Annotated in this window: 21 protein-coding genes and 1 pseudogene; 11 read left to right on the top strand and 11 right to left on the bottom strand. The window is 70.9% G+C overall.

From position 1 onward, the window contains the following. From ACWD3O_RS25610 to ACWD3O_RS25595, 4 genes and pseudogenes are all read left to right on the top strand, one after another. On the top strand, nucleotides 1-799 hold a 799-nt coding region (locus ACWD3O_RS25610), incomplete at its 5' end, for an FG-GAP repeat domain-containing protein (RefSeq protein WP_451417504.1). Nucleotides 800-1,401: 602 nt separating this feature from the next. After that, the gene (locus ACWD3O_RS25605; RefSeq protein WP_451417503.1) at nucleotides 1,402-1,920 is read left to right on the top strand and encodes a PDZ domain-containing protein; all 519 of its coding nucleotides are present in this window, start codon (nucleotides 1,402-1,404) and stop codon (nucleotides 1,918-1,920) included. A gap of 129 nt (nucleotides 1,921-2,049) precedes the next feature. Beyond that, the gene (locus ACWD3O_RS25600) at nucleotides 2,050-3,576 is read left to right on the top strand and encodes an NHL domain-containing protein (protein WP_451417502.1); all 1,527 of its coding nucleotides are present in this window, start codon (nucleotides 2,050-2,052) and stop codon (nucleotides 3,574-3,576) included. Nucleotides 3,577-4,020: 444 nt separating this feature from the next. Beyond that, nucleotides 4,021-4,635 (top strand): annotated as a pseudogene (locus ACWD3O_RS25595) (HNH endonuclease family protein); the annotation flags it as partial. A gap of 657 nt (nucleotides 4,636-5,292) precedes the next feature. Here the strand turns inward: ACWD3O_RS25595 and ACWD3O_RS25590 are convergent. Both ACWD3O_RS25590 and ACWD3O_RS25585 read right to left on the bottom strand, forming a co-directional pair. Next, a complete protein-coding gene (locus ACWD3O_RS25590; RefSeq protein ID WP_451417501.1) occupies nucleotides 5,293-6,606 on the bottom strand; it encodes a hypothetical protein in 1,314 nt (437 codons plus the stop codon). Nucleotides 6,607-7,171: 565 nt separating this feature from the next. Continuing rightward, nucleotides 7,172-7,612, bottom strand: coding sequence for a replication-relaxation family protein (locus tag ACWD3O_RS25585; RefSeq protein ID WP_451417500.1), 441 nt, complete (start codon nucleotides 7,610-7,612; stop codon nucleotides 7,172-7,174). Nucleotides 7,613-7,649: 37 nt separating this feature from the next. Between ACWD3O_RS25585 and ACWD3O_RS25580 the strand changes: the two genes are divergently transcribed. Further along, on the top strand, nucleotides 7,650-8,174 hold the full coding sequence (locus ACWD3O_RS25580) for a helix-turn-helix domain-containing protein (RefSeq protein ID WP_451417512.1): 525 nt from the start codon (nucleotides 7,650-7,652) through the stop codon (nucleotides 8,172-8,174). A 486-nt stretch (nucleotides 8,175-8,660) separates the two neighbouring features. Further along, on the top strand, nucleotides 8,661-9,701 hold the full coding sequence (locus ACWD3O_RS25575; protein ID WP_451417499.1) for a GDSL-type esterase/lipase family protein: 1,041 nt from the start codon (nucleotides 8,661-8,663) through the stop codon (nucleotides 9,699-9,701). A gap of 81 nt (nucleotides 9,702-9,782) precedes the next feature. Here the strand turns inward: ACWD3O_RS25575 and ACWD3O_RS25570 are convergent, their stop codons facing one another. Next, complete coding sequence (locus tag ACWD3O_RS25570) at nucleotides 9,783-10,043, bottom strand: hypothetical protein (RefSeq protein ID WP_451412244.1); 261 nt, start codon at nucleotides 10,041-10,043, stop codon at nucleotides 9,783-9,785. Between the two features lie 237 nt (nucleotides 10,044-10,280). Here ACWD3O_RS25570 and ACWD3O_RS25565 point away from each other — a divergent pair, with 237 nt between their 5' ends. Both ACWD3O_RS25565 and ACWD3O_RS25560 read left to right on the top strand, forming a co-directional pair. Next, the gene (locus tag ACWD3O_RS25565; RefSeq protein ID WP_451412245.1) at nucleotides 10,281-11,078 is read left to right on the top strand and encodes a helix-turn-helix domain-containing protein; all 798 of its coding nucleotides are present in this window, start codon (nucleotides 10,281-10,283) and stop codon (nucleotides 11,076-11,078) included. A 315-nt stretch (nucleotides 11,079-11,393) separates the two neighbouring features. After that, complete coding sequence (locus tag ACWD3O_RS25560; protein WP_451412246.1) at nucleotides 11,394-11,963, top strand: hypothetical protein; 570 nt, start codon at nucleotides 11,394-11,396, stop codon at nucleotides 11,961-11,963. A 220-nt stretch (nucleotides 11,964-12,183) separates the two neighbouring features. Here the strand turns inward: ACWD3O_RS25560 and ACWD3O_RS25555 are convergent, their stop codons facing one another. From ACWD3O_RS25555 to ACWD3O_RS25535, 5 genes are all read right to left on the bottom strand, one after another. Beyond that, nucleotides 12,184-12,648, bottom strand: a complete 465-nt coding sequence (locus ACWD3O_RS25555) for a MarR family winged helix-turn-helix transcriptional regulator (RefSeq protein ID WP_451417498.1) — start codon at nucleotides 12,646-12,648, stop codon at nucleotides 12,184-12,186. A gap of 153 nt (nucleotides 12,649-12,801) precedes the next feature. After that, nucleotides 12,802-13,269, bottom strand: a complete 468-nt coding sequence (locus ACWD3O_RS25550) for a cupin domain-containing protein (RefSeq protein ID WP_451412248.1) — start codon at nucleotides 13,267-13,269, stop codon at nucleotides 12,802-12,804. A gap of 152 nt (nucleotides 13,270-13,421) precedes the next feature. Next, nucleotides 13,422-14,402, bottom strand: coding sequence for an alpha/beta hydrolase fold domain-containing protein (locus ACWD3O_RS25545; protein ID WP_451417497.1), 981 nt, complete (start codon nucleotides 14,400-14,402; stop codon nucleotides 13,422-13,424). Nucleotides 14,403-14,723: 321 nt separating this feature from the next. Next, nucleotides 14,724-15,602: an alpha/beta fold hydrolase gene (locus ACWD3O_RS25540; RefSeq protein WP_451417496.1), complete on the bottom strand. Its 879-nt coding sequence runs from the start codon at nucleotides 15,600-15,602 to the stop codon at nucleotides 14,724-14,726. Between the two features lie 595 nt (nucleotides 15,603-16,197). After that, nucleotides 16,198-17,094, bottom strand: coding sequence for a hypothetical protein (locus tag ACWD3O_RS25535; RefSeq protein WP_451417495.1), 897 nt, complete (start codon nucleotides 17,092-17,094; stop codon nucleotides 16,198-16,200). A gap of 420 nt (nucleotides 17,095-17,514) precedes the next feature. Between ACWD3O_RS25535 and ACWD3O_RS25530 the strand changes: the two genes are divergently transcribed. Beyond that, nucleotides 17,515-18,261: an alpha/beta hydrolase gene (locus ACWD3O_RS25530; protein WP_451417494.1), complete on the top strand. Its 747-nt coding sequence runs from the start codon at nucleotides 17,515-17,517 to the stop codon at nucleotides 18,259-18,261. A gap of 43 nt (nucleotides 18,262-18,304) precedes the next feature. Here ACWD3O_RS25530 and ACWD3O_RS25525 read toward each other — a convergent pair whose 3' ends face one another. The 3 genes from ACWD3O_RS25525 to ACWD3O_RS25515 form a co-directional block, all read right to left on the bottom strand. Next, on the bottom strand, nucleotides 18,305-19,519 hold the full coding sequence (locus ACWD3O_RS25525; RefSeq protein ID WP_451417493.1) for a PP2C family protein-serine/threonine phosphatase: 1,215 nt from the start codon (nucleotides 19,517-19,519) through the stop codon (nucleotides 18,305-18,307). A 173-nt stretch (nucleotides 19,520-19,692) separates the two neighbouring features. Then, entirely contained in the window at nucleotides 19,693-20,211 is a 519-nt protein-coding gene (locus ACWD3O_RS25520; protein ID WP_451417492.1) for a hypothetical protein, read from the bottom strand. Nucleotides 20,212-20,220: 9 nt separating this feature from the next. Then, nucleotides 20,221-21,408, bottom strand: a complete 1,188-nt coding sequence (locus ACWD3O_RS25515; RefSeq protein ID WP_451417511.1) for a PP2C family protein-serine/threonine phosphatase — start codon at nucleotides 21,406-21,408, stop codon at nucleotides 20,221-20,223. A gap of 258 nt (nucleotides 21,409-21,666) precedes the next feature. Between ACWD3O_RS25515 and ACWD3O_RS25510 the strand changes: the two genes are divergently transcribed. After that, nucleotides 21,667-22,752 carry an LLM class flavin-dependent oxidoreductase gene (locus tag ACWD3O_RS25510; RefSeq protein WP_451417491.1) on the top strand — a complete coding sequence of 362 codons (1,086 nt, stop codon included), beginning with the start codon at nucleotides 21,667-21,669 and terminating at the stop codon, nucleotides 22,750-22,752. Continuing rightward, nucleotides 22,749-23,393, top strand: a complete 645-nt coding sequence (locus ACWD3O_RS25505; protein ID WP_451417490.1) for a CE1759 family FMN reductase — start codon at nucleotides 22,749-22,751, stop codon at nucleotides 23,391-23,393. Before ACWD3O_RS25510 ends, ACWD3O_RS25505 begins: the two co-directional genes overlap by 4 nt. The last annotated feature ends 112 nt before the right edge of the window (nucleotides 23,394-23,505 follow it).

Here is a 23,505-nt window from a genome sequence, read left to right as displayed (position 1 = left end):
TCCCCGCTTCCTCGCCGACACCACCGGCAGCGGCCGCCTCGACATCGTCGGCTGCCACGACGACGGCGTCTGGATCTCCCTCCAGGACGAGGACGGCAAGTTCGCGCTCCTGGCCGACGAACCCGCTCTCCGTTCCTTCGGCCACGACGACAAGGCCGGCGGGTGGCGCGTGGACAAGCATCCCCGCTTCCTCGCCGACACCACCGGCAGCGGCCGCCTCGACATCGTCGGCTGCCACGACGACGGCGTCTGGATCTCCCTCCAGGACGAGGACGGCGTCTTCGCCGAGCCCTTCTACGTCCTCGACGAGTTCGGCATCGACCAGGGATGGGCCTCGGCCGAGGAGCACCCCCGGTTCCTGCTGCAGACCACCGGCGACGGGGCCACGGACATCATCGGCTTCGGCCCCCACGGCGTCGTCGTCGCCCGCGGTCTCGACGACGGCACCTTCGAGCGCTCTCAGCTCGTCCTGAACGACTTCGGCACCGCCCAGGGATGGACGGCCCGTAAGCACCTGCGCTTCCTCGCCGATGTGACCGGTGACGGCAACCCCGACATCGTCGGCTTCGGCGACGAGGGAGTCTGGGTGGCGCACAACCGCGGCGACGGCATGTTCGAACAGGCCCAACTGGTCTGCCGGGGCTTCGGATACAACGACGACGCCGGCGCCTGGCGGGTCGGTCACCACCCCCGCTTCCTCGCCGACATCACCGGCGACGGACGCGTCGACATCATCGGCTTCGGAGGGCCGGGCGTGTACGTGGCCCGCAACCTCCACCGCCGCTTCCGAACCCGGTAACCGCCGGGTGGCAGCGACAACGGCATCTCGGCGACGGGTTACCTGGCTGCCGTCCTGTGGCGGGCGTCCGGATGCGGCCCCGGCGCGGCGCCCGGCCACCCCGGGCGGGCTGGTGCTCCGACTCGGTTCGGTGAGCCGGAGCGTCTCGCTGGCCGCACGGTCCGAGAACCGGCTCCCGCGGGGCGGCGGGACCGGGGCACAGCGCTCCGGGCGGTTCGCCGGTGGCCCACCGCCGGAGCCGCTGCCCGACCCCGGGCGTACCGCCCCTGCTCGGCTTTTCGCTGTCGCACTGCATGACCCGCGGCGTACTCGAGGAAGTCCATCTGCGTTTGCACCCAGCCTGGGTGCAGTCGATCAACCACACTGCGTAGTAGAGGAAAGAGCTTATGCGTACGTCCACGGCAGCATGCACGGTACTGGCGCTGGCGAGCTTGTTGCTCGGAGGGCTGGCACCCGCAGCCACTGCCACGGCCGCTCCTGCTACGGTCACGACGCTTCACGCGCCGACGCCTCCGACGTCTGTCCCTGATCTCGATGCCCCGGGACCGGGCAGGACGGTCGAGTTCCCGCCGGACGGGCGGGTCCGCTCGAGTCCGGGGCATGTGCAGATCCAGGCTCCGCAGTACACGCGCATCGTGCGGGTGGACCCCTGGTGCAGCGGCATGAGCTGCCCCGTGTCCATCGCGCCCGACGGCTCGTCCGCCAGTTTCTCGCTGGGCGGCAACAACTGGATCTGGAGCCGCCCCTGGAAGGTCGACGTGGTCGCCACGGATGACGCCCCCATGGCGGGTGGCCGGTTCACCGGCACTCTCACCTTCGAAGGGGTGACAGTGGACTGGAGCGTCAACATCACCCAGGGCACTCCCGGAGCCTTCGGCGGGTACGTCAGCAGCGTCCCCGGAGGGGGAGGCGCCCGGGTCCGTTTCGTCGACCCCGATCTGAATGCCGCCGCTGCGGGGTTCCAGGACAAGGACATCATCACCTCCGTGGACGGTCTGCCCGTCACGTCGGCGGCATCCCTCAGCGCCATCCTCGCCGGCAAGCGCGCCGGAATCGCGGTGCCCGTGGGCATCACCCGCAACGGCACCCAGATGGCCTTGCAGTACACGGTCGACGAGTGATCGCCACGACGTCCACGCGCGGGCGCGCCTCCCGCCTGCCACTTCCGCGGTCCTCGGACACGAGCGGTCTTCGAACACGGTCGGCAGGGCCTTCGTCCTGTCCGACCGGCACCCGGTGAGGGGATGATGATGAGCACGGCACAGACAGCAGCAGAGGGCGAAGACCTCGCCCCCCGGATCACCACGGTCGCCGGCACCGAAGATGCCGGGGCCCACGGAGACGTCGGTCCCGCCGTCGCGGCCCGACTTGACCGTCCCTACGGCCTCGCGATGGACAGCACGGGCACCCTCTACGTTTCCGACCACAACAACCACCGAGTCTGCCGGATCACCACGGACGGCAGGATCCGCACGGTGGCAGGGACCGGCACTGCCGGGTTCGACGGTGATCACGGCCCGGCCCTCTCAGCACAGCTGGACTGCCCGCGTGAGGTGGCGGTGGACCGTGCAGGGAACCTCTACATCGCCGATTCCGAGAACCACCGGATCCGCAAGGTCACGGCCGACGGACAGATCCGTACAGTCGCCGGCACGGGCACTGCCGGGTTCAGCGGTGACGACGGCCCCGCCGCCTCCGCCGAGTTGAACTGCCCGTACGGGGTCGCGGTGGACAGCACCGGCACCCTCTACATCGCCGATACCGACAACCACCGGGTCAGGCAGGTCACACCGGACGGACGGATCCGCACAGTCGCCGGGACCGGCACCCCGGGCTTCTCCGGCGACGGCAGCCCTGCCGCCGCGGCGCAGCTGAACGGCCCGTACGGCGTTGCGGTCGACGGCGCGGGCGACCTCTACATCACCGACGCCGACAACCACCGAGTCCGGAAGGTCGCGGGGGACGGCACGATCAGCACGGTCGCCGGCACGGGAACCGACGGCTTCAGCGGTGACGGCGGCCCCGCCACCTCCGCCCGACTGGACTTTCCCCTGGGCGTGGTGGCCGACCACACCGGGGCCCTCTACATCTCCGACCACAACAACCACCGAGTCCGGAAGGTCGCCGGGGACGGCACGATCAGCACGGTCGCCGGCACGGGAACCGACGGCTTCAGCGGTGACGGCGGGCCCGCCACCTCCGCCCAGCTGAACTACCCGTTCGGGCTGGCGGTCGACTGCGTGGGCGCCCTCTACATCGCGGACTACGTCAACGACCGCGTGCGGAAGGTCGCGGCGGCCGCCATGGCAGGACTGCCCGCATCAGGCACGGTGGTCTCCTGGGCGAGCATCCGCAGCCGGCTGCGCATCGGGGTCACGCGCGAGTCGCTCAAGGACGGGGCCACCATCCAGCAGTCGCTCGCCGCTCCCCGCCAGTCGCAGCGATGGCGACTGGTCGTATCCGGGAAGAGCGACAGCGGCGACATGGTCTACACGATCGAGAACGTGCGCAGCGGGAAGGTTCTGGAGGTCGACGAAACCCGGGTGGCGGCCGGCGCGGTGGTCGCGCAGCGCGCCTACGAAGGCGACGAGGCGCGTCATCAGCAGTGGCGGCTGATCCCGGTGGCTACCGTCGCCGATGGCTCCTTGGTCTACGAGATCGCGAACCGGAGCAGCGGCCTGCTGCTGGGCGTCGAAACCAACGCGCCCATGGTGATCACGCAGCGCTGGGCGGACGGCGACCACCGCGGCAGGCAGTGGCAGTTGCTGCCGGTATGACACACGACCTGGGGGCGGAAGCGGCCTTGCCTACCCTGCCCCCAGCACTTTCAGCCGGACGCCACCCGGCCGCAGGCCCTGAATAAGGGGGTTGGGGCGAAGATCGCGACGCGCGTCGCCGGGCTGAGGCCGCCGTGCGCGCACGCGCGGGCCGGCACCCGGCGGGCGTCGCCACCAGCGGGCACGTACATGGGCCTGCCAAAGTGCGCAGACCTCACCGCGTCTCGCGCTACTACCGCGGACCATGTCGGCACAATCGGCCGACGTGACCAGGTCCGGCCTGCGCGTCGGCAGGTGCCGGACAGCACGGTGAGGCCCTGTTCCCGGGTTGCCGAAGGGCGAAATCGGTGGCCACCACTCCGGGGTGAAGCCGGTCACTCTCGCGGGATGACGCCAGACGCACCCCGCCCGGACGGCTGCTCCGGATGCGCTATCCCAGCAGACGTGATACAGCATCTCGCGCGCGGCGTGACCGCACTCTGCCTCGCTCTCGTCCCCGTCACAGCTGCGGTCCCCGCCCACGCCCCGGCGGAATCCGTCGTCCTCCCGCTCGAGGAAGTCGTCGCAAGCCTGACGCTGGACGCCGAGTCCCGCGACAGCTACACCCGCACCGCCTTCAAGCACTGGAACTCCGGCGCCGACCCCGCGGACGGATGCAACACGAGGAACGAGGTCCTCCTCGCCGAAGCCGTGACCGCGCCCACCGTCGGCACCCGGTGCGCGCTGACCGGGGGAAGCTGGCTGTCCTACTACGACCAGACCGTCGTCCCCAAGGCGTCCGGCCTCGACATCGACCACATGGTGCCGCTCGCCGAGGCCTGGGACTCCGGCGCCTCCGCCTGGACCGCGGCACGCCGGGAGGCCTGCGCCAACGACCTCGGCCAGGACGCCAGCCTCGTCGCCGTCACCGCACGCTCCAACCGGTCCAAGGCGGACCAGGACCCCTCCCAGTGGCTCCCGCCCGCCACCGGAGCGGTGTGCCGGTACGTGGCCGAGTGGACTGCCACCAAGCTCTGCTGGAGCCTCACCGTCGACCAGGCCGAGCAGGCTAAGCTCCGTGCACGGCGGCCCTCCGGCCGCCCGGAGCTGGAGAGCTGGTGCACGACGATCAGGGCGCTGGTGGTAGGTCCAGCCTGCCCCGGCATGGTTCGGTCCGCGAACCATGCCTCGCCGCCCTGCGCTCGATCCCCAAGTGCGGGCGTCACCTGCGGAAGCGGACAAGCCAGGTGCTGCCGGCCTTCCGCCCGGACCCGGTCTGCTCCTGGCCCTGGTGCTCACTGTCGGCTTGACGCTCGGCGGTGACGGCGCGCTGCTTGCAGTCGTCACACAGCTGGGGGTGGGAGTCCTTCGGGCCGTCCCAGTTCCTCTCCTGTGCCTCCCACCGTTCGTCGGTAGCTTCGTCCCGCAGCCGGCGCACACGGGACGCCGCGCCTCACGCTCGGCTGCCTCCTTCGCGGCCCGCTCCTCAGCCGCCCGGCGCGCCCGTGCCTGGCGCTCCTCTTCCCGGATCCTGGCTTCTTCGCGGGCGCGGGCGTCGGCCACCTCGCGCCGGGGATTGCCGATCGCGTGCCGCAGGGGCTCCATCTGCTCGCGGCCAACAGGGCCCCAGGCTCGCGAGTCAAGGCGCAGGGCACCTCTCTCGACGGCCTGGGAGCCTTGTCCGTTGCGCCAGGCTCCGATGTCACCCTCCGGGGCCCGCCTGAGAACCCTCGATGCTCAGTTGCGCGTGATCTGCACAGTCGCCTCAGCAGAGGAGGCGGTGTGCCAGTAGTCGCCGTCGAAGGCCGCAACGTAGCGGACTTCGCCGAGCCTGGCCGGGGCGTCGGTCGCCGTGAAGGTGCCGTCGGCCGCCACCGGTACGGTGCCCAGGGAGACGCCTTCAGGGTTGGCGGCGTCGTGGCGTGTGACCGTGACCGTGGTGCCAGGAGCTGTCCCGGGGGTCAGCGTGCCGGTGAGGGCCAGGGTCCGGCCCTTCCTGCTGGTTGCCGGCGCGTCGAGGGTCAGTGTGGTCGGCACTGTGGTGTCGACCTGGAGAGAGTGGAACTGGAGTCCCATGACCCCGCTCTGCCCCGTCACGGCGAAAAGTCGACTCCCGTCCGGCGCCCAGGCCAGGCCCCGGACCACCGGGCTCTGCGCGGCAGCGCCCAACTCGACCGCGGTCAGCGGAGCCGAGGCTGCCGGAGCGTAGAGGGACACGTCCGGTACGTCGGCGCTGGTGTTCTGAGCGCCCCCCGCCACCGTGCCGTCGGGTCCGGCGGCGACGGCCAGTGGGGAGGCGGGGGCCGTATGCGTCGCCACGTCCGAGAGGTCGTCGAGGCGGAAGGCCCGGTAGCCCGGCGAGATGAGGGCGGCGGTCAGGATTGTACGGCCGTCCGGTGTCACGTCGATGTCCCGCAGACCATTCATCTCGGTCCCGGACAGCACCCGCCGCTTGGCCATGACGGGCGAACCGCTGCTCACGTCGTACACGGTGAGAGTGTTGCGGTTGGGGTCGCCGGTGCCTACCACCAACGCGTTCGGGTCTGCGGGGGAGGTGACGAGTTCCGCCCCGGAGTCCAGCGAACCGTCCAGCGCAAGATCGACGACCGGCTCAGCTGCGTGCACGTCGATCGAGCCGAGGTCTCCGCTGACGCCGTAACCGAACCACAGCTTCCCGCCCGCGACCGCCACCCCCCACGGGGCTACGCCATCACCCACGTGGTACCGCGCGGTCTCCGCCAGCGTCGCGGTGTCGTACGCCACGATCGTGTCGATGTCCCGCGCTGCCACGTACAGGGTCTGGTCGTCAGGCGAGAGCGCCAACCCGCCGGCTCCCGGCAGGCCGCCCAGCCACGTGCTGTTCCCGTCGTAGTCCGTCACCACGACTCGACCGTCCGCTCCGGCCGGCATGCTGAGGAAGATCTTCTGATGGCTCCCGTCGACCTTCATGTCGGCGAGCTGGTACAGCGGCAACGACACACCGGTCGCCGCGTACGCCTGCGTGGCCCCTGGTACCGCCAACAGCACGGAACCGAGCGCCGCAGCGAACACGGCACTGAGCGTGCGTCTGTTTCTGCGCACGGCAGAACCCCCCTATACGTCCTGTGATGTCGCACCGGCAGCCCCCTCGACCGACCGGCGGAGACGACGCATGGCGTCATCAACGAGCATTCTCCGTCAAGGAACGCAAATTAGGTGGCGCTTAAGGGAAAACAGGCAACCAGCGTGCGCGGTGCGAGGTCACCCCAGTGGAGCGCGGTCAGCCCGTCTGTCCGTCTGTCCGTCTGAAGTGCACGCCCCAGCCGCAGGACGGGACAGGACACCCTCCACGGCCTCTGGCACGACCGGGAGTGGGTCCGGCACTACATCGTCCGGCCCCGCGCGCCGCTGTCGAGGCATCCGGAACGCCGCGATCCACGCCCACGCCGTCAGCGGCGGCAGCTATGGACAGCTCGCCACGCCCTGGGCGAAGTCTCCAAGTCCACCGCGCAGTACCGCCGCGAGACCCTCCAGCGCTCCGACGCATCGAGGCGGGCGGACGTGCTGGCGTCGTCCGCGGACGGCGGGCGGCGCATGGCGTGGGAGGCGCAGCTGTCGCTGATCACGGTGGAGGACATCACCGCCGCGCACCGAGCGGTACGCGGTGGAGGGCATCGGGAGTGCTTGCTGGCGGCGGGCGAGCGCGCGCCGGAAGCTCGAACCAGGCGTTGTAGCGGCGCAGTTCGGTCACGAGGTCGTCGACGGGTTCGGTGACGCGGTCGACCTCGAGGAGCATCGCGGGCACCCCGGCTTCGGTGGCGCGCATCGTCAGGTCGGCGTACTGGGTGTAGCCGTACGGGAGGCGGTGGGCGATCTCGGTCCGCCAGGACAGCGGAGTACCGGAGCCAGCTCCGGTGAGGACCGCGGCGGTCATCGTGACGGCGGCCGTGTGTTCGTCGAAGCCGTCGCCGGCCACCGGCTCGCCGTCGTCGCCGACCTCCAGCTTGCGCAGCACAGACATCCGCGCGTTCTTCGGGAGCAGCTGATTGGCTTCCTTGTGTCCTCGCTCGGTGAGCACCCACAGCTGGTGCCCTGACTGCAGTCGCGGAGCTGACCTGCGGATTCAGGCCGGGCAGGCGAAGAGGCCGTGGAGGGGGCGAAGGAGGGGCAGCACGCTCTCGCGACTGGAGTGGGGCCAGCGCCGCCCCACCCTCGAACTGCTCCTGCCTCTGGCCCGGGAGCTACGCGTGGACATCGGCCAGCTCATCGGCGCACCCCGGACGGGCGACCCCCGCCTGCACCTGCAGCCCATCACTCGCCTCGGCATGACCATGGTCCCGCTCACCCGGCGGGCGGGAAGTCTGCAGGCCTACAAATTGATCATCTCGCCGAAGATGCGCTCGCCCGAGCCCGAGCAGACCAGCCACGAGGGCTACGAATGGATCTACGTCCTCGACGGCCGCCTGCGCCTGGTCCTGGGCGACAGCGACCTGATCATGGGCCCCGGCGAAGCCGCCGCATTCGACACCCGCACCCCCCACTGGTTCGGCAACGCCGACGAACACCCCGTCGAAATCCTCAGCCTCCTCGGCCACCAAGGAGAACGCGCACACCTCCGCGCCCGCACCACACCGCGATGACCTCGCTGCGGCTACCCCGGCCGTTCCACCCTGTCGTCAAACGATCGTTTGACGACAGGGGCCGCGGGCGTCCAATGGACCGAGCACCAGGGTCGCCAGGACGGGCTGCCTTGAGGCCCCACGGCGCAGGCTGGGGCGGGGCGGTAACGATGTGCGGCGCGGCAGGGGGCGGCAGGACGTCGAGAGCCAGCCTGGCCCCGGCACGGCGACGGCGTGGGCTCCTCGCCGGGCCCCCACCGCGCACCAGGGCACTCGGCCGCTGCTGGTCGCAGCGGCGCATGCCCTCCTGGCTGGTGGACTCCGACGGCCGGGCCGGCCCGCGACCGGACCGCCGGACGGCCTTGACGTGCCGTGCGGGGAGTGGCTGGATGGAACCAGATGGGAGCGCTCCCATCTGCTTTCGCCCCCGCTCCACGGACAGAAGGGACCGAGATGCTCGGCAACCGATTACGTCTTCCCCTCGTATGCCTGTTCGCCGTCATTCTGATGACTCTCGGCGGCCTCGCCCCCCACGCCGCGGCCGCGCCGGCGGCCAAGGAGGCGGACCCGGTGCGCGTCATGCCGCTGGGCGACTCGATCACCGGTTCGCCGGGTTGCTGGCGAGCGGTGCTGTGGAACCGGCTGCAGGACGCCGGGTACACCGACGTCGACTTCGTCGGCACCCTCGGCCCGCAGGGGTGCGGCCAGACGTACGACGGTGACAACGAGGGTCACGGCGGGGAACTGGTGACCAACACCGCCGCCCAGAACCTGCTGCCGGCGCGGCTCGCGGCGACCCGCCCCGACATCGTCGTGATGCACTTCGGCACCAACGACGTCTGGAGCAACATCGCGCCGGACCGCATCCTGGCCGCGTACACAAAGCTGGTGGAGCAGATGCGCGCCTCCAACCCGGACATGAGGGTCCTGGTCGCGCAGATCATCCCGATGAACCCCAGCACCTGCGCGGAGTGCGCGCGGCGCGCCGTCGAGCTCAACGCGCGGATCCCCGCCTGGGCGCAGGCGACCACCACGAGCCGCTCCCCGGTGACCGTCGTCGACCAGTGGACCGGCTTCAGCACCGCCACCGACACCTACGACGGCGTGCACCCCAACGCCGCGGGGGACGCGAAGATCGCCGCCCGCTGGTACCCGGCACTGGCCGCCCTGCTCGACGCGGGGGTGCCGGAGGAACCCGGGGAGCCGGAGGAGCCCGGTGGCCCCGGGCCCTCGTGCAGCGCCACCTATCGCGTCGTCTCCAGCTGGCAGGGCGGGCAACAAGGCGAGGTGACCGTCACCAACGCCTCGTCGGCGCCCGTCGCGGGCTGGGCGGTGACCGGTGTACTGTCCGGCGGCGCACGGATCACCCAGGTGTGGAACGGCAGTCTCACCACCGCCGCGGACGGCACCGTCAGGGTCACCGACATGGCGTGGAACGGCACGCTCGCCCCCGGGGCCAGCGTCACGTTCGGCCTGATAGCCGCCACCACCGGCGCGTCCGGCACGCCGCCGGTGACCCTCACCTGCGCCGCCAGGGCCGCCTCCTGACACGACCGCGGACGACGACGGTGCGGGCTACCGCCGGTGGCTCCCCTCGGCCGAGGGGAGCCACCGGTGGCGTGAGCCCGGTCAGCGGTTGGTCCACAGGTTCCAGAAGAAGGTGCCCTCGGCACACTGGTAGCGGTCCCAGTGTCCGCGCTCGATGCCCTGCTGGCCGGCCGTCTGGCAGCCGCCCAGCGTGACGTACTTGCCGCGGTGGACGTCGAGGCCGTCGCCCGCCCGGACGACGGCGACATCGCCGGGCGCGGCGAGAGCGGGCGCCGCCGAGGCGGCGCCGAGCGCGACCGCGGTGATCGTCGCGAAGGCCGTGAGAGTCGTGCGTACACGCATGGTGCATCCCTTTCGGTGAGGGGTTCGGACGGCCGGGCGCTCACCCTCGGGGGTGATCCGCCAGGCCGGTACGCCGAGTTTGCGCAGGCTGGAGCGCTTTCACCACCGGATCCCGCTTGATTCATGGATGTCGGGACAAATAGGGTTCTGACCTGCTGGGACGTCTTCGTCCCGGGAGACGGGACGGCCGTTCGGGACGCGTCATCCCGCTGCTCCGCTCGGCAGAGAGGCCCTTTGATGACCGGTTCGCGGCCGGAGCGCGACGAGGCGGTACGGAGGCTGGCGAACGCGCTGCGGGGTCTTCAGCAGAAGTCGGGGTGCACGCTGCGCGGGCTGGAGACGCGGGTCCGCATCAGCGACTCGTCCCTCTCCCGCTACTTCCGGGGCGAAAGCGTGCCGACCTGGCCCGTGGTGCGGGATCTCTGCCGGGCGATGGGCGCCGACCCGACCGAATACCGAGCCCTGTGGGAGGCCGCCGACCGCACCCGCCAGGGGGAGGAGAGCGAGGACCGTGCAATCGCCGCCGCCGCGCCGCAGGCCCGCTCCCAGGCCTGGTGGCGCCGGCCGACCGGAGGGCTGTCCCGCGCCGGGGTCGTCGCGGTGGCCACGGCGGCCGCTGTCACGGGAGGCGTTCTGACCTGGGTGGCGGCGGCCCTGCTCCTCCCGCCCGCCGGGGCCGGTGCCCGGTCGGCCGAGGGCCGGGCGGGCGGGGAGGGCGACGTCGGTGTCGTCGTCCACAACGCGGAGAAGGCGTGCCGGAAGCCGCGCACGCACGACTGTGCGCTCGCCCTGGCCTACGATCCCTACCGTCCCTACGTCCGGTCCAACGCCGCGGGCCGCGTCTGGCACCACGACCTGCTGCAGGCGCACTGCACGGTCGCCGACGGCATCAGCGTCACCGACGAGAACGGGAAGCACAGCAGCATCTGGATCCAGGTCACGCACCACCGCGACCAGGTCTGGCTGCCCGGAATCCGCGTCACCCCCGACGACCTCGACCAGCTCGCCCGGCTGCTGCCCCACTGCGCCCCGTGAGCGACGCCCCGTCCCACCGCCCGCCACCCCGCCGTCCGACCCTCGCGTCGCCCGTTGCCGTCGCTGCCGGGTCCAGGCGTGCCCTCGGTCGCAGGTGAGGGAGCTCGATATCGCGCCACCGCCTGGCCTCCTTCCCGTCACCGCCCCGCGCGTCCGCGTCCGCGTCAGCGGCCGTGTGTAGCGGCACTGCCTGACCGTCGTCGCGGATTACACCCGTCCGGACCGCGGTGATGGCGGGGCGGGCGGAGGACAGGAAGGGTGAAGGGTGCTGTCCACGTCGGCCAAGCCCCTCTTCCGCACTGAAGGAGCTCCGCTATGTCTGAACGCAACACCGCCGTCCGCAGCCTGCACGATCTTGGCCTGGCGGCCTGGTTCGGTGGCTCACTGATGGGGGCGGTCGGCCTCAACGGTGCTGCCGAGGATGAAGGCGGCACGGAGGCGTCCCGGGACCGGATCGCGTCGTCCGGGTGGGCGAAGTGGGCCCCGATCAACGCCGCGGCGATCGGCGCGCACCTGTTCGGTGGCGGCGGCCTGCTTGCCGTGAACGCCCACCGGGTCGCCACCCAGCAGGGTGTGGCCGCCTCCACCACGGCCAAGACCGTCGTCACCGCCGCGGCTCTGGCAGCCACCGCCTACGCTCGCGTCCTGGGCAAGAAGGTCGAGCTCGCCTCCTCCACCGACCCTGATGCGGCCGAGAAGGCGACCAAGCACCCGATCGACCTGGAAAAGGCGCGGCGGCAGTTGCACCTGGCGCAGTGGGCGGTACCGGCCCTGACCGGATGCCTCGTGGTGCTGAACGCCCTGCACGGCGAACAGCAGCGCCCGAGCGAGCAGATCCCCGGCATGTGGGATCGGGTCCGCTCCGCAACTCACCTCATGCCGTAAGGCCCCGCCGTACGCAGAGAGGCGGCCGGTGGCCGGAGCGGCACGGCCCGCGGCGACGGGGCACGGCGCTGGTGCTCCGACCGGGAAGGTTCGCCGGGTTGGTGATCGTCAGTCTGTCCCAACCCGGTGCGGAGCGACCGCATCCACCGAGGTCCTCGCCCTGGCGTGCCACGTCTCCGGGTGTCCGGGGCCACGCCGCCCTCCTGGGGCCGGGGGTTTGTCAGTGCTGGGGTGGGTGGGTGTTGATGGCGTCGGTGATGGTGCGCGCGGTGCGGGTGAACTCTTCGGCCTGCTGGGGTGAGAGGTTACGGACGGAGGCTTCCTCCAGGGCCTTCCACATGGCCTCGATCGGCCGGCGCATGGCGCGTCCCTTGTCGGTGAGGTGGACGACCATGACGCGGCGGTCGTGTTCGGCCGGTTCACGGGTGAGGAGACCGGCGTCCTGCATGCGGCGCAGGGACTTGGAGACGGTGGAGTGGTCGAGGCCGACGCTTTCGAGGAGTTCGCTCTGGGTCTGGCCGTCGCGGTCGAGGAGCTGCATGAGGAGGAGCTCTTGACCGGGGTGGAGGTCCATCGTGCGGAGCATGGCGGAGGCGTGGGCGCGGTGGGCGCGGGCGAGTTGGAAGATCGCGTAGCTGAGCGTGCCCTGGCCGGCAGTGGCGGGGATGTGGGGGGCGGCGGGCATGGCGGAGTTCGTTCCTCGGTCGGTCGGCGGGGGCGTTGTCGGGAGGCGGTGAGGGAAACCTAGCAGCGGTTGCGTGGCTGGCCAAGTATTGGGGTGGGGGGACCCGGGCGGCGGGGCGGAGCGCCGGGGTGCCGGGGTGCCGGGGTGCCGGGGTCAGCGTGGAGGGCCGAGGACGACGCCGCCGTACAGGTCCGCGGCCTCCGCCAGGAGGGTTTCGGGTATGGCGAAGCCGTCGGGGCGTGGTGTGGTCAGGTCGCGGCCGGCGTGGCGGAACATGCCCTCGATACCGCCTGGTGTGGCGATCAGGAGGAGATCGGCGCGGGCGGAGGTGATGCGGTAGGAGTGGGGGATGTTGCGTGGGAGGTAGACGATGCCTCCTTCGCGCAGTTCGTGTTCCTCCTCCCCCGCCCATACCAGGGCGGTTCCCTTGAGGAGCAGGAAGACCTCGTCCTCGCGGGTGTGCAGGTGGAAGGGCGGGGCCTCGCCCCGGGCGACGTCGAAGCGGCCGACGGTGAGTTGTCCGGCGGTGGCTTCCTTGTCGAGGAGGACGGAGAAGGTGCTTGCGTCGATCCATTCCAGTTTCTGCTGGTCCTCGGCCTGGGCCAGATAGGGGATGGTCATGGCTGGTTGCCTCCCTTGGTGAGGGGGTGGGTTGGGGTGGGGGATGAGGGGGTGAGTGGGTGGGGGGCTGAGGGGTGAAAGAGTGAGGAGTGAGGGAAGTTTGGCGCCGGGGGCGTTCCGTGCGGGCGCTCTGGGGGCGGGGGTTTGCGGGGTCAGGGGGTGAGGGTGCGGTGGAGCCAGGCGGTGCGGGTGGTGCGGGCGGCGGTGGACAGGGCGGCGGTGGGGGCGGCGCCGTCGAAGATGTGGAAGCCGCCGGCCCAGACGTGGAGTTCGGCCTGGACGCCCGCGGCCCACAGGCGCGAGGCGTAGGCGACGTCCTCGTCGCGGAAGACCTCGGCGGAGCCGACGTCGATGAAGGCCGCGGGGAGGGCGGAGAGGTCGGTGGCGCGGGCCGGGGCGCTGTAGGGGGAGACGGCGTCGGTGCCGCGGAGGTCACCGAGGAGGGCTGTCCAGCCGGTGGTGTTGCTCTCCCTGCTCCATGAGCCGGTGCCGGAGTACTGGAGGGTGGAGACGGTGCGGTCGCGGTCGTCGAGCATCGGGCTCATCAGCAGTTGCGCCAGCGCTTGCGGCCCGTTGCGGTCACGGGCGAGCAGGGCGACTCCCGCGGCCAGCCCGCCGCCGGCCGAAGTCCCGGCGAGCAGGATGCGGCCGGGGTCGATGCCGAGGTCGGCGGCGTGGGCGGCGGTCCAGAGGAAGCCGGTGTAGGCGTCCTCGACCGGGGTCGGCGCGGGGTGCTCGGGAGCGAGGCGGTAGTCGAGGGAGACGACGACGGCGTCGTGTTCCAGGGCCCGGTCCAGGATGTACTCGATGCCGGTGAAACGGTCGCCGATGATCATTCCGCCGCCGTGCAGGAAGTAGATACCCGGCCCGCGGGTTCCGGTGGTCCTGGTGCGCGGGGTGAAGACGGAGGCGGTCAGATCACCGTCGGCGCCAGAGACCGTGACGGTGCGGTGGTCCAGGGCGCGGGTGCGCAGGACGTCCTCGATCGGGGCGGTGAAGGGCGCGGCCCGCAGCGGTTCGATCATCTCCGCGGTGATCGTGGGGGGCAGCGGACTGTTGGCCAGCAACACACCCAGTTCCGGGTCGTAAGGCGGCCGGGCGGAGCGCTTGGCCGGGGGCGGGGCCAAAGGCATGGAGGCGGGTTCGGGGGCCGGTGTGGAGGTAGGCGTAGGCCTGGGAGTGGGGGTGGTGGGCGGGGTTGTCATGACGCGCTCCCGGGGAGAGGTTCCGCCGACGCACTTATGTGGCCGACCACATAAATGTAGCGCCGAAATAAGTGGCTGGCAACATGTTTGGTGCGGTGCCCCGCCAACGGTCGCCAGCCGGGCGCGGGCGGACGGGTGGAGGCGTACAGAAGGTGACGGAAGGGCGGCGGGTGGGTGGTGGGTGGTGCGGTCGTCCCGACGTTGATCCCGCGGCTGCGCCAGCCGCCTCCTCCCCCGCTCCCCCTCCCGTCAGCGGGTGGCGCGGTAGGCGGCTGTGATGTGGCGGGTCACCACGTCCGGGTGGGACATCATGACGACGTGTGAGGAGTTCTTGACCTCGACGGTCCTGCTCCCGGCGCGTTCGGCCATGAAGCGCTGCAGGGCCGGCGGGATGACGCGGTCGGCGCCCGCGACCACATACCAGGACGGCAGGGTCTTCCAGGCCGGCGGCCCGCTGGGGCCCGCCAGACCGCCCAGGGCACCCGGACGCTGGGAGACCGCCATCACCCGGGTCATGGCGCGCGGCAGCTCACCGGCGAAGACGTCGTGGAACTTCGCCGGGTCGATGTACCCGTCGGCGTCCGTGCCGCCGGGCAGCGGGCGGGTCACGAGCGCGCCCTCGAGTTCGCTGCCGGGGAACCTGCCGGCCAGCTGCAGCGCGCTCTCGCCCTGGTCCGGCGCGAACGCGGCGACGTAGACGAGGGCCTTGACGTGGTCGTGGCCCCTGGCGGCATTGGTGATCACTTCGCCGCCGTAGGAATGGCCGACCAGGATCACCGGCCCGGACAGCGAGGCAAGGAGGGCGGACAGGTACGCCGAGTCGCCGGCGAGGTCACGCAGCGGATTCGCCGGCGCGATCACCTGGTGGCCGTCCTTCAGCAGCCGGGCGGTGACTTCGTTCCAGCCGGAAGCGTCGGCGAAGACGCCGTGGACGAGGACAACGGTCGTGCCGGTGGGCCGCGCAGCGGCGTCGTCCACGACGGCGGCGGCCGATGCGGAGACGGGCCCGGCGCCGACGCCGGAGTGGGCGGAGACAGGGGGTGCGGTGCCGAGCGTGAGGGCAGCGCCACCCACCGCCAACAGTCCGCCGAGCACACGGCGACGGGAACGGTCTTCGGAGGTCGTCACAAGCGGGCCTTTCGGTTCCGGTGCATCCAGCAGGCGGGGAGAGGCGACGGAGCGGAGACAGGGGTGCACAAGGCGCCGCCCCGGGGCCGCTGTCGCAGTCGATCGTTCACGCCGACGACCACTCACCCGTCAGGCTCGCCGGACGGAACCGGACGTTCACCCCTACCGCCCTCAGACCCCCAACACAGCAAGGACAGGACCACGGGACCGCACGACGGCCGGGGTGGACTCACGGCTCTTCGGGCGGGCCGGAACGGTCCGGGGCGGAGGGGTCCTGGGCGGGGTGACGCGCGTTCTGGTCCGGTGGGCGTTTGCTGTCCGCCGGTTCGCCGGTGAGGCGGCTGGCCAGGTGATAGGCCACGGTCACATCGCGGTACCGCTGTCCAGGGGTCACCCGCGGGGGGAGGTTGGTCCTCCTGGTGCGGGACTCCGACTCGCGGGCTCCCCTGCCGGGGAAGGAGACCCGGGTCCGCGGCGTGTCGGCGAAGCGCAGACGGTCACCGCTGACGACCGCGTCGAACGAGACATCCGCAGCCGGGCCGGGAGTATCGGGGAGAACGCCGGCCGAAAGGGCCGGTGGTGGCGGGGTGCGTGTTCAGGGTGGCTCGCCGTGTTTCCCGGCCCCGCGCCGGCCGGCCGGGCGCGGTGCCGCGGACTCGTCCTCGCGGGGACGGCGCCGGCGCGAGGAACGCCGGTCCTCCGTACCGGAGCCGGTCCGCGTCGGCCGCTTCCGTGCCGTCGGCCCGTCGGCGGACGGCGTGCGGCGTGCTCCGGGCCGCGGACGTGCGGCAGAACCCGCGGTGCCGAGAGCCTCGTCACCGGCGCCCGCGACTGCGTCGCCCGCCTCCTCGAGAGCTTCCCCGGCCCCCGTACCGACGTCTCCTGCCAGACCGCCTACGCCACGGCCGACCTCGCCGACGGCCTCGCCCGCACCGTCCCCCACCGCCTCGACGGCGGATCCGGCCGCCTCACCGACGCCCACCACCGCCGAGCCGGCTCCACGGCCGAGATCCTGCACGGCCGACCCCACCCCCCGCACCAGGTCCGCCATGATCTGCGGATTGCGGTCGAGCGTGGTCAGCACCCGGTCGATGATCAGCGCGACATTGTCCAGCCGGACCTTCAGCTGGGCCTGCGCCTCCACACCGGAGATACCGAGATGCACCTGGCCCAGAGCGACGTCGGCACCCACGTTCAGCTTGAGAAGGTCGAGCACCTCTGCCTGCAGGGAGACGCGGGCCCGCAGGTCCTCCACATCCAGATCGATCTCGTCGACCCTCAGCTCCGGCACATCCAGATAGACGTCCGGACTCCCCTCCGGCGACGGGGCCCGCATCGCGGCAGCGCCACCCCCGGCCACCCCACCGTCGGAAAGCCCGGCCTCGCGGTCACCGTCGAATCCGGCCGGCACATCCTCGTAGAGGTCATAGGGTTCCGGCTCCCGCGCGGCACTCGCCGCGTCACCGCCACCGTTCTCGCCGTGCTGCACCATCGCTGCGCCTCCACGAAGTCGCCCGGGCGTTGTGTCCTGCGCTACCACCAGTCTCACGCCGACCAAGCCGAAGCAACCAGAGCGGCGGAGGCCACCGGATGCTCCTCACCACACCCTCGCCCCCTGCCCACCGCAGGCAATCCCCGGCCCGCAAGGGGCCGGCAGCACGGACACCACCAGCAGAGCCGAACGGGTGAGCAGCGGCAGGCGGCCCTGCGGCCATGACGCGGTGGCTTCGCGAGAACCTGTGGGCGCAGGCGGACGACCACTGCTATGTTCGCCGGAGGCCGTGCGAGAGAGCGAAGGGGGTGGTACCCGTGAACACGATGTCGACATGGGTGCTCCCCTTCGGGGTCACGGTCGGGCGATAGGCAGGTCGTCCGGGAGCGCCGTTGTGGTGCACTCCCGAAAGGCACGACCATGCGTTTCACATCCCAGCAGCACGTCGACGGCGAGGTCCTCGAACGTCGCTTCACCCTCGCCGGTATCCCTGGAATTCTGTGGACCCCCGCTTCCGCGTCGGCGCCGGTGCCCTTGCCGTTGCCGCTGGTCCTGCTCGGCCACCCTCCCCTGGGGCTGGACACCATGTACCCCCGACTGGCGGCACGGGCCCGGGCTTTGGCGGCGGAAGGCTTCGCGGCGGCCACCATCGAACTCCCCGGCAGCGGCGACCGGCCTCGCCGCCCCGCCGCCGAAGCCGCCCGCGCCGACCTGCGCCGTGTCATGGCAGCGGGCCAACCGGTCGACGACGACATCGTCGACGCCCTCGTCCTCCCCCTGGTCGACGAGGCGGTCCCGGAATGGCAGACCGCGCTGGACGCCCTCCTGTCCCTGCCCGAGCTCGGCGGTCCGGTCGGGTACTCGGGCGGAGTGATCTCCATCGGCGTCCGGCTGGCCGTGGTCGAGCCGCGTATCTCGGCCGCCGTCCTGTTCGCCGGTAGTTTCGTGCCCCGCGCCGTCATCGACGAGGCCAAGCAGGTCACGATTCCCCTGCACGTCCTGCTGCAGTGGGACGACGAAGGCAACGACCGGCAGACGGCCCTCCACCTGTTCGACGCCTTCGGCTCTCGGGAGAAGACATTGCACGCCAACATGGGCGGACACACAGGCGTCCCGCCGTTCGCCGGAGACGTTGCCAACCAGTTCCTCGGCCGACACCTGACATAGCAGGCCGGAGGGCAGCGGCCGAGGGGGTGTGGCGGGGGCCCGGTCAGTCGGAGAGGTGGTCCTGGGGCTGCCATTCGATCAGGAGGATCGTGGCGTCGTCGTTCAACCGGTCACCGTGGTGGTCGAGGATGTCATGGATCAGCAGCCGCAGGATCTCCGCCGGTCGCTGCCCCGCGGCGGCCGAACGGATGATGAAATCCGTGAAGCGGGCCAGGCCGAACTCGTCACCGCCCCGCCGCGCCTCCGTCACACCATCCGTGTAGAGCAGCACCCGGTCACCGGGCTGCAGAGCCGCCTCATGCACCGTCCGGGCCGCGTCCGCCTCGCCGAGCAGGCCGTGCAACCCCATCGGCGGCTGCGAAGGACGATCCAGCGCCTGGTCCAGGACACGCTGACCGCGGATCAGCAACGGCGCGGGGTGACCGCAGTTGATCCAGCGCAGCACGCCCGTCTCCGCATCCAGCTGGCACACGACTCCCGTACAGAACTGATCAGGCAGCCATTGCGCGAGCGCCCCGTCGACCGACGCGATCATGTCCGGCAGATCCGCACCGGAACGCCGAGCGTTACGGCAACACGCGATCGCCACCGCCGTCGTCAGACCCGAGGCGAGGTTATGACCCATCGAATCGAAGATCGCCGCATGCAGGACGTTCCGTGTCAATGAATGATCGAATGCGTCCCCGCCCAGATCGTAGGCCGGCTCCAGCACCCCCGTCGACGTCAGCGACGTCGTCCCGATGCTCCGCGGCGGCAGCAGGGCCCGCAACATCTCCGTATGCGCATGCATCGACCGTGTCCGGATCCGGGCCACGAACCAGTCGCTGTACGTGCGCTTCGACGTCACCACCATCGACAACGTATGCGCCAGCAGACGGGCCCGACGCAGCCGCGTCGCATCCATCACCTCCGCCCGCACACCCAGCACGCCCAACCGCTCCGCGCCATCCACCAGAGGCAGCCACACCACCAGTTCGTCCAGCTGCTCCTCCACCCGCACCGACAACGTCCGGTACGCCCAACCCGCGACGCTGTGATCCACCGGATAGGGAGCATCCTGCTCATCCAACGGAAGCAGCACCCGCTGCTGCAGATCCACCAGATAGACGGCCGCACCCGACAGTCCCATCACTCGGGCACAGCGATCCACCGTCCCCGGCAATTGATACGGGACGATCGCATGCACATCCGCGAGCATCGCCTCCAGCAACTGCTCATCCAGGCCAGACGCCCCCGCACCCTCGAATCCATCCGACATCGCGCCACCTCCACACCCACCCCACTCTCACACGCACCACCCCCCGCCACACCCTCAGCCACACCCAACACGCCACCCGGCCCACCGCACCCGGACGGACGTCCTGACGCGTAGGGCCCAGGGAAGGGTCGCTCTTGTGGTTGTTCGGTTGTGGCGCAGCCACGGTGCTTCGCTCAGTCGTCGGCGGCGACGATGAGGGTGAGGCGCCCGGCCGAGCGGTCGACGAGCACGAACTCGTGAAAGTATTCGTGCACGCGTCCCCAGTCATGAATCGCTTCATCACCGAGCTCGGTGAGGTAGTGAATGACGTCGGCTGCGGCCAGGCGGGCGAACACCTCCCGCTGCAGATCCGCCTCCAGCTCGGTGGGCACGTTCCGGAGAGGATCCACCCACTCCCGGAGGATTTGCACCGCTTTTTGCCGGCCGACGGACTCGTAAAGGTCGGGAGTGATCAGCCGCAGCCAATAGGGACCGTGCCGGGGGCCGTCCGGCAGGACTCCGCCACCTGCATAGTCGTCCCGGAACTGCTCGTGCTCGATCAGTGCGGCGAGCAGACTCCTGTCGTCCGCCGGATCACCGGAGATACGCAGCTGCTTGATATCGACCCAGCGAAAACCATGCTCCTTCGGATTTCGCATGTAGTCGCGAAAATTGATGAATACGCTTTCTTCGTGCGCGAGTTTCTTGTCCATGGCGCAAGATTAGAAGGTAAGGGACCGACCCTGGCCGGCCGGGTCACGCCTGGGGGCGGGGTCGGCGGGGCGGCGGACCGCGAGGAGGGCGACGTCGTCGGTGAGGCGACCGTGGGTGTGGTCGAGGACCGCCTCCAGGACCAGGGTCAGCAGACGGGCCGGAGCGACACCGGCCGGCTCGTCCGCGGCCAGTTGCTCCAGCCAGCGCCGCAACGGGAAGTACTCCCCCGCGGGGCTCCGTGCCTCCGTCACCCCGTCCGTCACCAGCAGCACCGTCTCGTTCCGGGCCAGAGGCACCCGTCGCACCGCCGGCGTCATGCCGACCAGATCCGCCATTCCGACCGGCGCGCCGGCCTGCTCGGGCAGGCGCCTCACGCCCTGCGGCCCGATCACCAGCGGTCCCTCGTGCCCGAAATTGACCACCTCAACGGCATCGTCGTCGTTGTCGGGAAAAGCCACCACGACCGCGGTCGCGAAACGCTCCATGTCGTCACCGCAGGCCTCTCGCAGGGTGTTGTGCCGGACGAGGCCGTTCTCCATTCGCCATGCCACGACGTTCAGGTCACGCTCGTGATAACCCGCCTCCCGGAATGCGCCGGTCACCGCACCCGCAGTCGACACAGCGGGCAAACCCTTTCCCTGCACGTCACCCAGGACCACCCGCGCCCCGAAAGGGGTGTCCAGAACGTCGTAGAAATCGCCACCGACCCGCGCCTCCACATCAGCCGCCTGATAGCGCGCAGCGGACTCCACACCACCCCAGCCCGGTGGAATGGGGCGGAGAATCACCTCACGGGTCGCCTCCGCGGAACTCTGCAGATGACGTACATACGTGTAGGCCCGCACTCGGAGAACAGCTGTCAGGACCGCGAGGACCGAGGTCGTCACCTGCAGAAGGAAATCCTCCGTCCGGATCACCGTTTCCGGATGGGTCACATCGATCCACCGGTTCAGCCCCAGAACCAAGAGGGCGAAAAAGGCTGTCACCCACGGCGAACACACTCCCGCCGCAAGCAAAGGGACCATCAACAGCCAATCCACGACACGAATGGACGGCTTCAATTCCCCCACCAGCACAATCACCAGCAAACAGCCCACCGGCAACAACCACGCGACCCGGGCGAACCGCCTCAACGCAGGCCCGCCCTCCTCCACCGACCCACCCCCACCGAAATCGCCACCGCGGAAAGCACGCATCGTCACCGACCCAGTCTCCACCTCGCCCACAATCCATCAAGAACAACCACACCGAGCCGGTGAGCTTTTCCGGCGGGGCCACCGATCGGGTGGTGGCCCCCGTGTCCGAGGGGGCGAGGTCGAGCGGCCATCCGGGTGACGGTGCGGCGGGAAGCTGAAGGCGCGGGGAGGCAACTGTTCCTGCGTCGACAGTCACGAGCAGTGCCGTGGCGCCGCCTACATTCCGGGCACATCACTGCCGTGGAAAGGTGAAACCCCATGCAGTTCGGCATCTTCTCCGTGGGAGACGTGACCCCGGACCCGACGGACGGGCGGACTCCGTCCGAACGTGAACGCATCAAGGCGATCATGGCGATCGCGCTGAAGGCGGAGGAGGTGGGGCTCGACGTCTTCGCGACGGGCGAGCACCACAACCCGCCCTTCGTGCCGTCGTCGCCGACCACCATGCTCGGCTGGATCGCCGCGCGGACCGAGCGGCTGCAACTGTCCACCGCCACGACACTCATCACGACCAACGACCCGGTGAAGATCGCCGAGGACTACGCGATGCTGCAGCACCTCGCCGACGGTCGCGTCGACCTGATGATGGGCCGTGGCAACACCGGCCCCGTCTATCCGTGGTTCGGGCAGGACATCCGCCAGGGCATCAACCTCGCCAAGGAGAACTACGCGCTGCTGCGGCGCCTGTGGCGGGAGGACGTCGTCGACTGGGAAGGCACCTTCCGCACGCCGCTGCAGGGCTTCACCTCCACGCCGCGCCCCGTGGACGGCGTGCCGCCGTTCGTGTGGCACGGCTCGATCCGTTCGCCCGAGATCGCCGAGCAGGCCGCGTACTACGGGGACGGGTTCTTCCACAACAACATCTTCTGGCCCGCCGATCACACACGGAAGATGGTCCGGCTCTATCGCCGGCGGTTCGCCTTCCACGGTCACGGCCGCCCCGAGGACGCCATCGTGGGTCTCGGCGGACAGGTGTTCATGCGCAAGAACTCGCAGGACGCGGTCCGTGAGTTCCGCCCCTACTTCGACAACGCGCCCGTGTACGGGCACGGGCCCTCCCTGGAGGACTTCACCCAGGCGACGCCGCTGACCGTCGGCTCGCCGCAGCAGGTCGTCGAGCGCACCCTGTCGTTCAGGGACATGGTCGGTGACTACCAGCGGCAGCTCTTCCTGATGGACCACGCCGGGCTGCCGCTGAAGACCGTGCTGGAGCAGCTCGACATACTCGGCGAGGAGGTCGTCCCGGTGCTGCGCAAGGAGTTCGCGATCGGCCGTCCCGCGGACGTGCCCGACGCACCCACCCACGCCTCGCTGCGTGCCGCGCGGGAGGTGACGGCCGTATGAGGCTCGTCGCCGTCTCCGCCGGGCTGAGCACGCCCTCGTCGACGCGTCTGCTCGCCGACCGTCTCGCCGAGGCCGCGCGGGAGAGGCTCGTCACGGACGGGCACGAGGTGGTGGTCGAGGTCGTCGAGCTGCGGGAGCTGGCCCGGCAGATCGCCGACAACCTGGTGACGGGGTTCCCCCCGCCGCGGCTGGCCGCCGCCGTCGACGCGGTGACCCGCGCCGACGGGCTGATCGCCGTGACACCGGTCTTCACCGCCTCCTACAGCGGTCTGTTCAAGTCCTTCTTCGACCTGATCGCCCCGGACGCCCTGACCGGCAAGCCTGTGCTGCTCGCCGCGACCGGCGGCACCGCGCGCCACTCGCTGGTGCTCGACCACGCCTTGCGCCCGCTCTTCGCCTATCTGCGCGCGGTCACCCTGCCCACGGCCGTGTACGCGGCCTCCGCGGACTGGGGGGCGCCGGGCGACGACTACACCGAGGGTCTCCCGGCGCGGACGCGGCGGGCCGCGGGCGAGCTGGCCGTGGCCGTCGCCTCACAGGCCTCCGGCGCTTCCGGCGCTTCCGGCGCACGGGACGGGGAGGAGGCGGAGGACGAGATCGACGCCCTGGAGCGGCAGCTCTCCGATCTGCGCTTCGACTGAGGTCGCCCGCGGGTGCGGTGCGGACACGGTCGGCGGCATGTGCGACCGGCGGCCACAGGGGCCGCCGGTCCCACGGTCCACGGCGCCCCTGGTCCTGGCCGGCCGAAGTGCG

The organism is Streptomyces sp. NPDC002640, assembly GCF_053592575.1.
The sequence above is the reverse complement of the archived record's forward strand: the minus strand, read 5'-3'. Positions and strand labels throughout refer to the sequence as shown.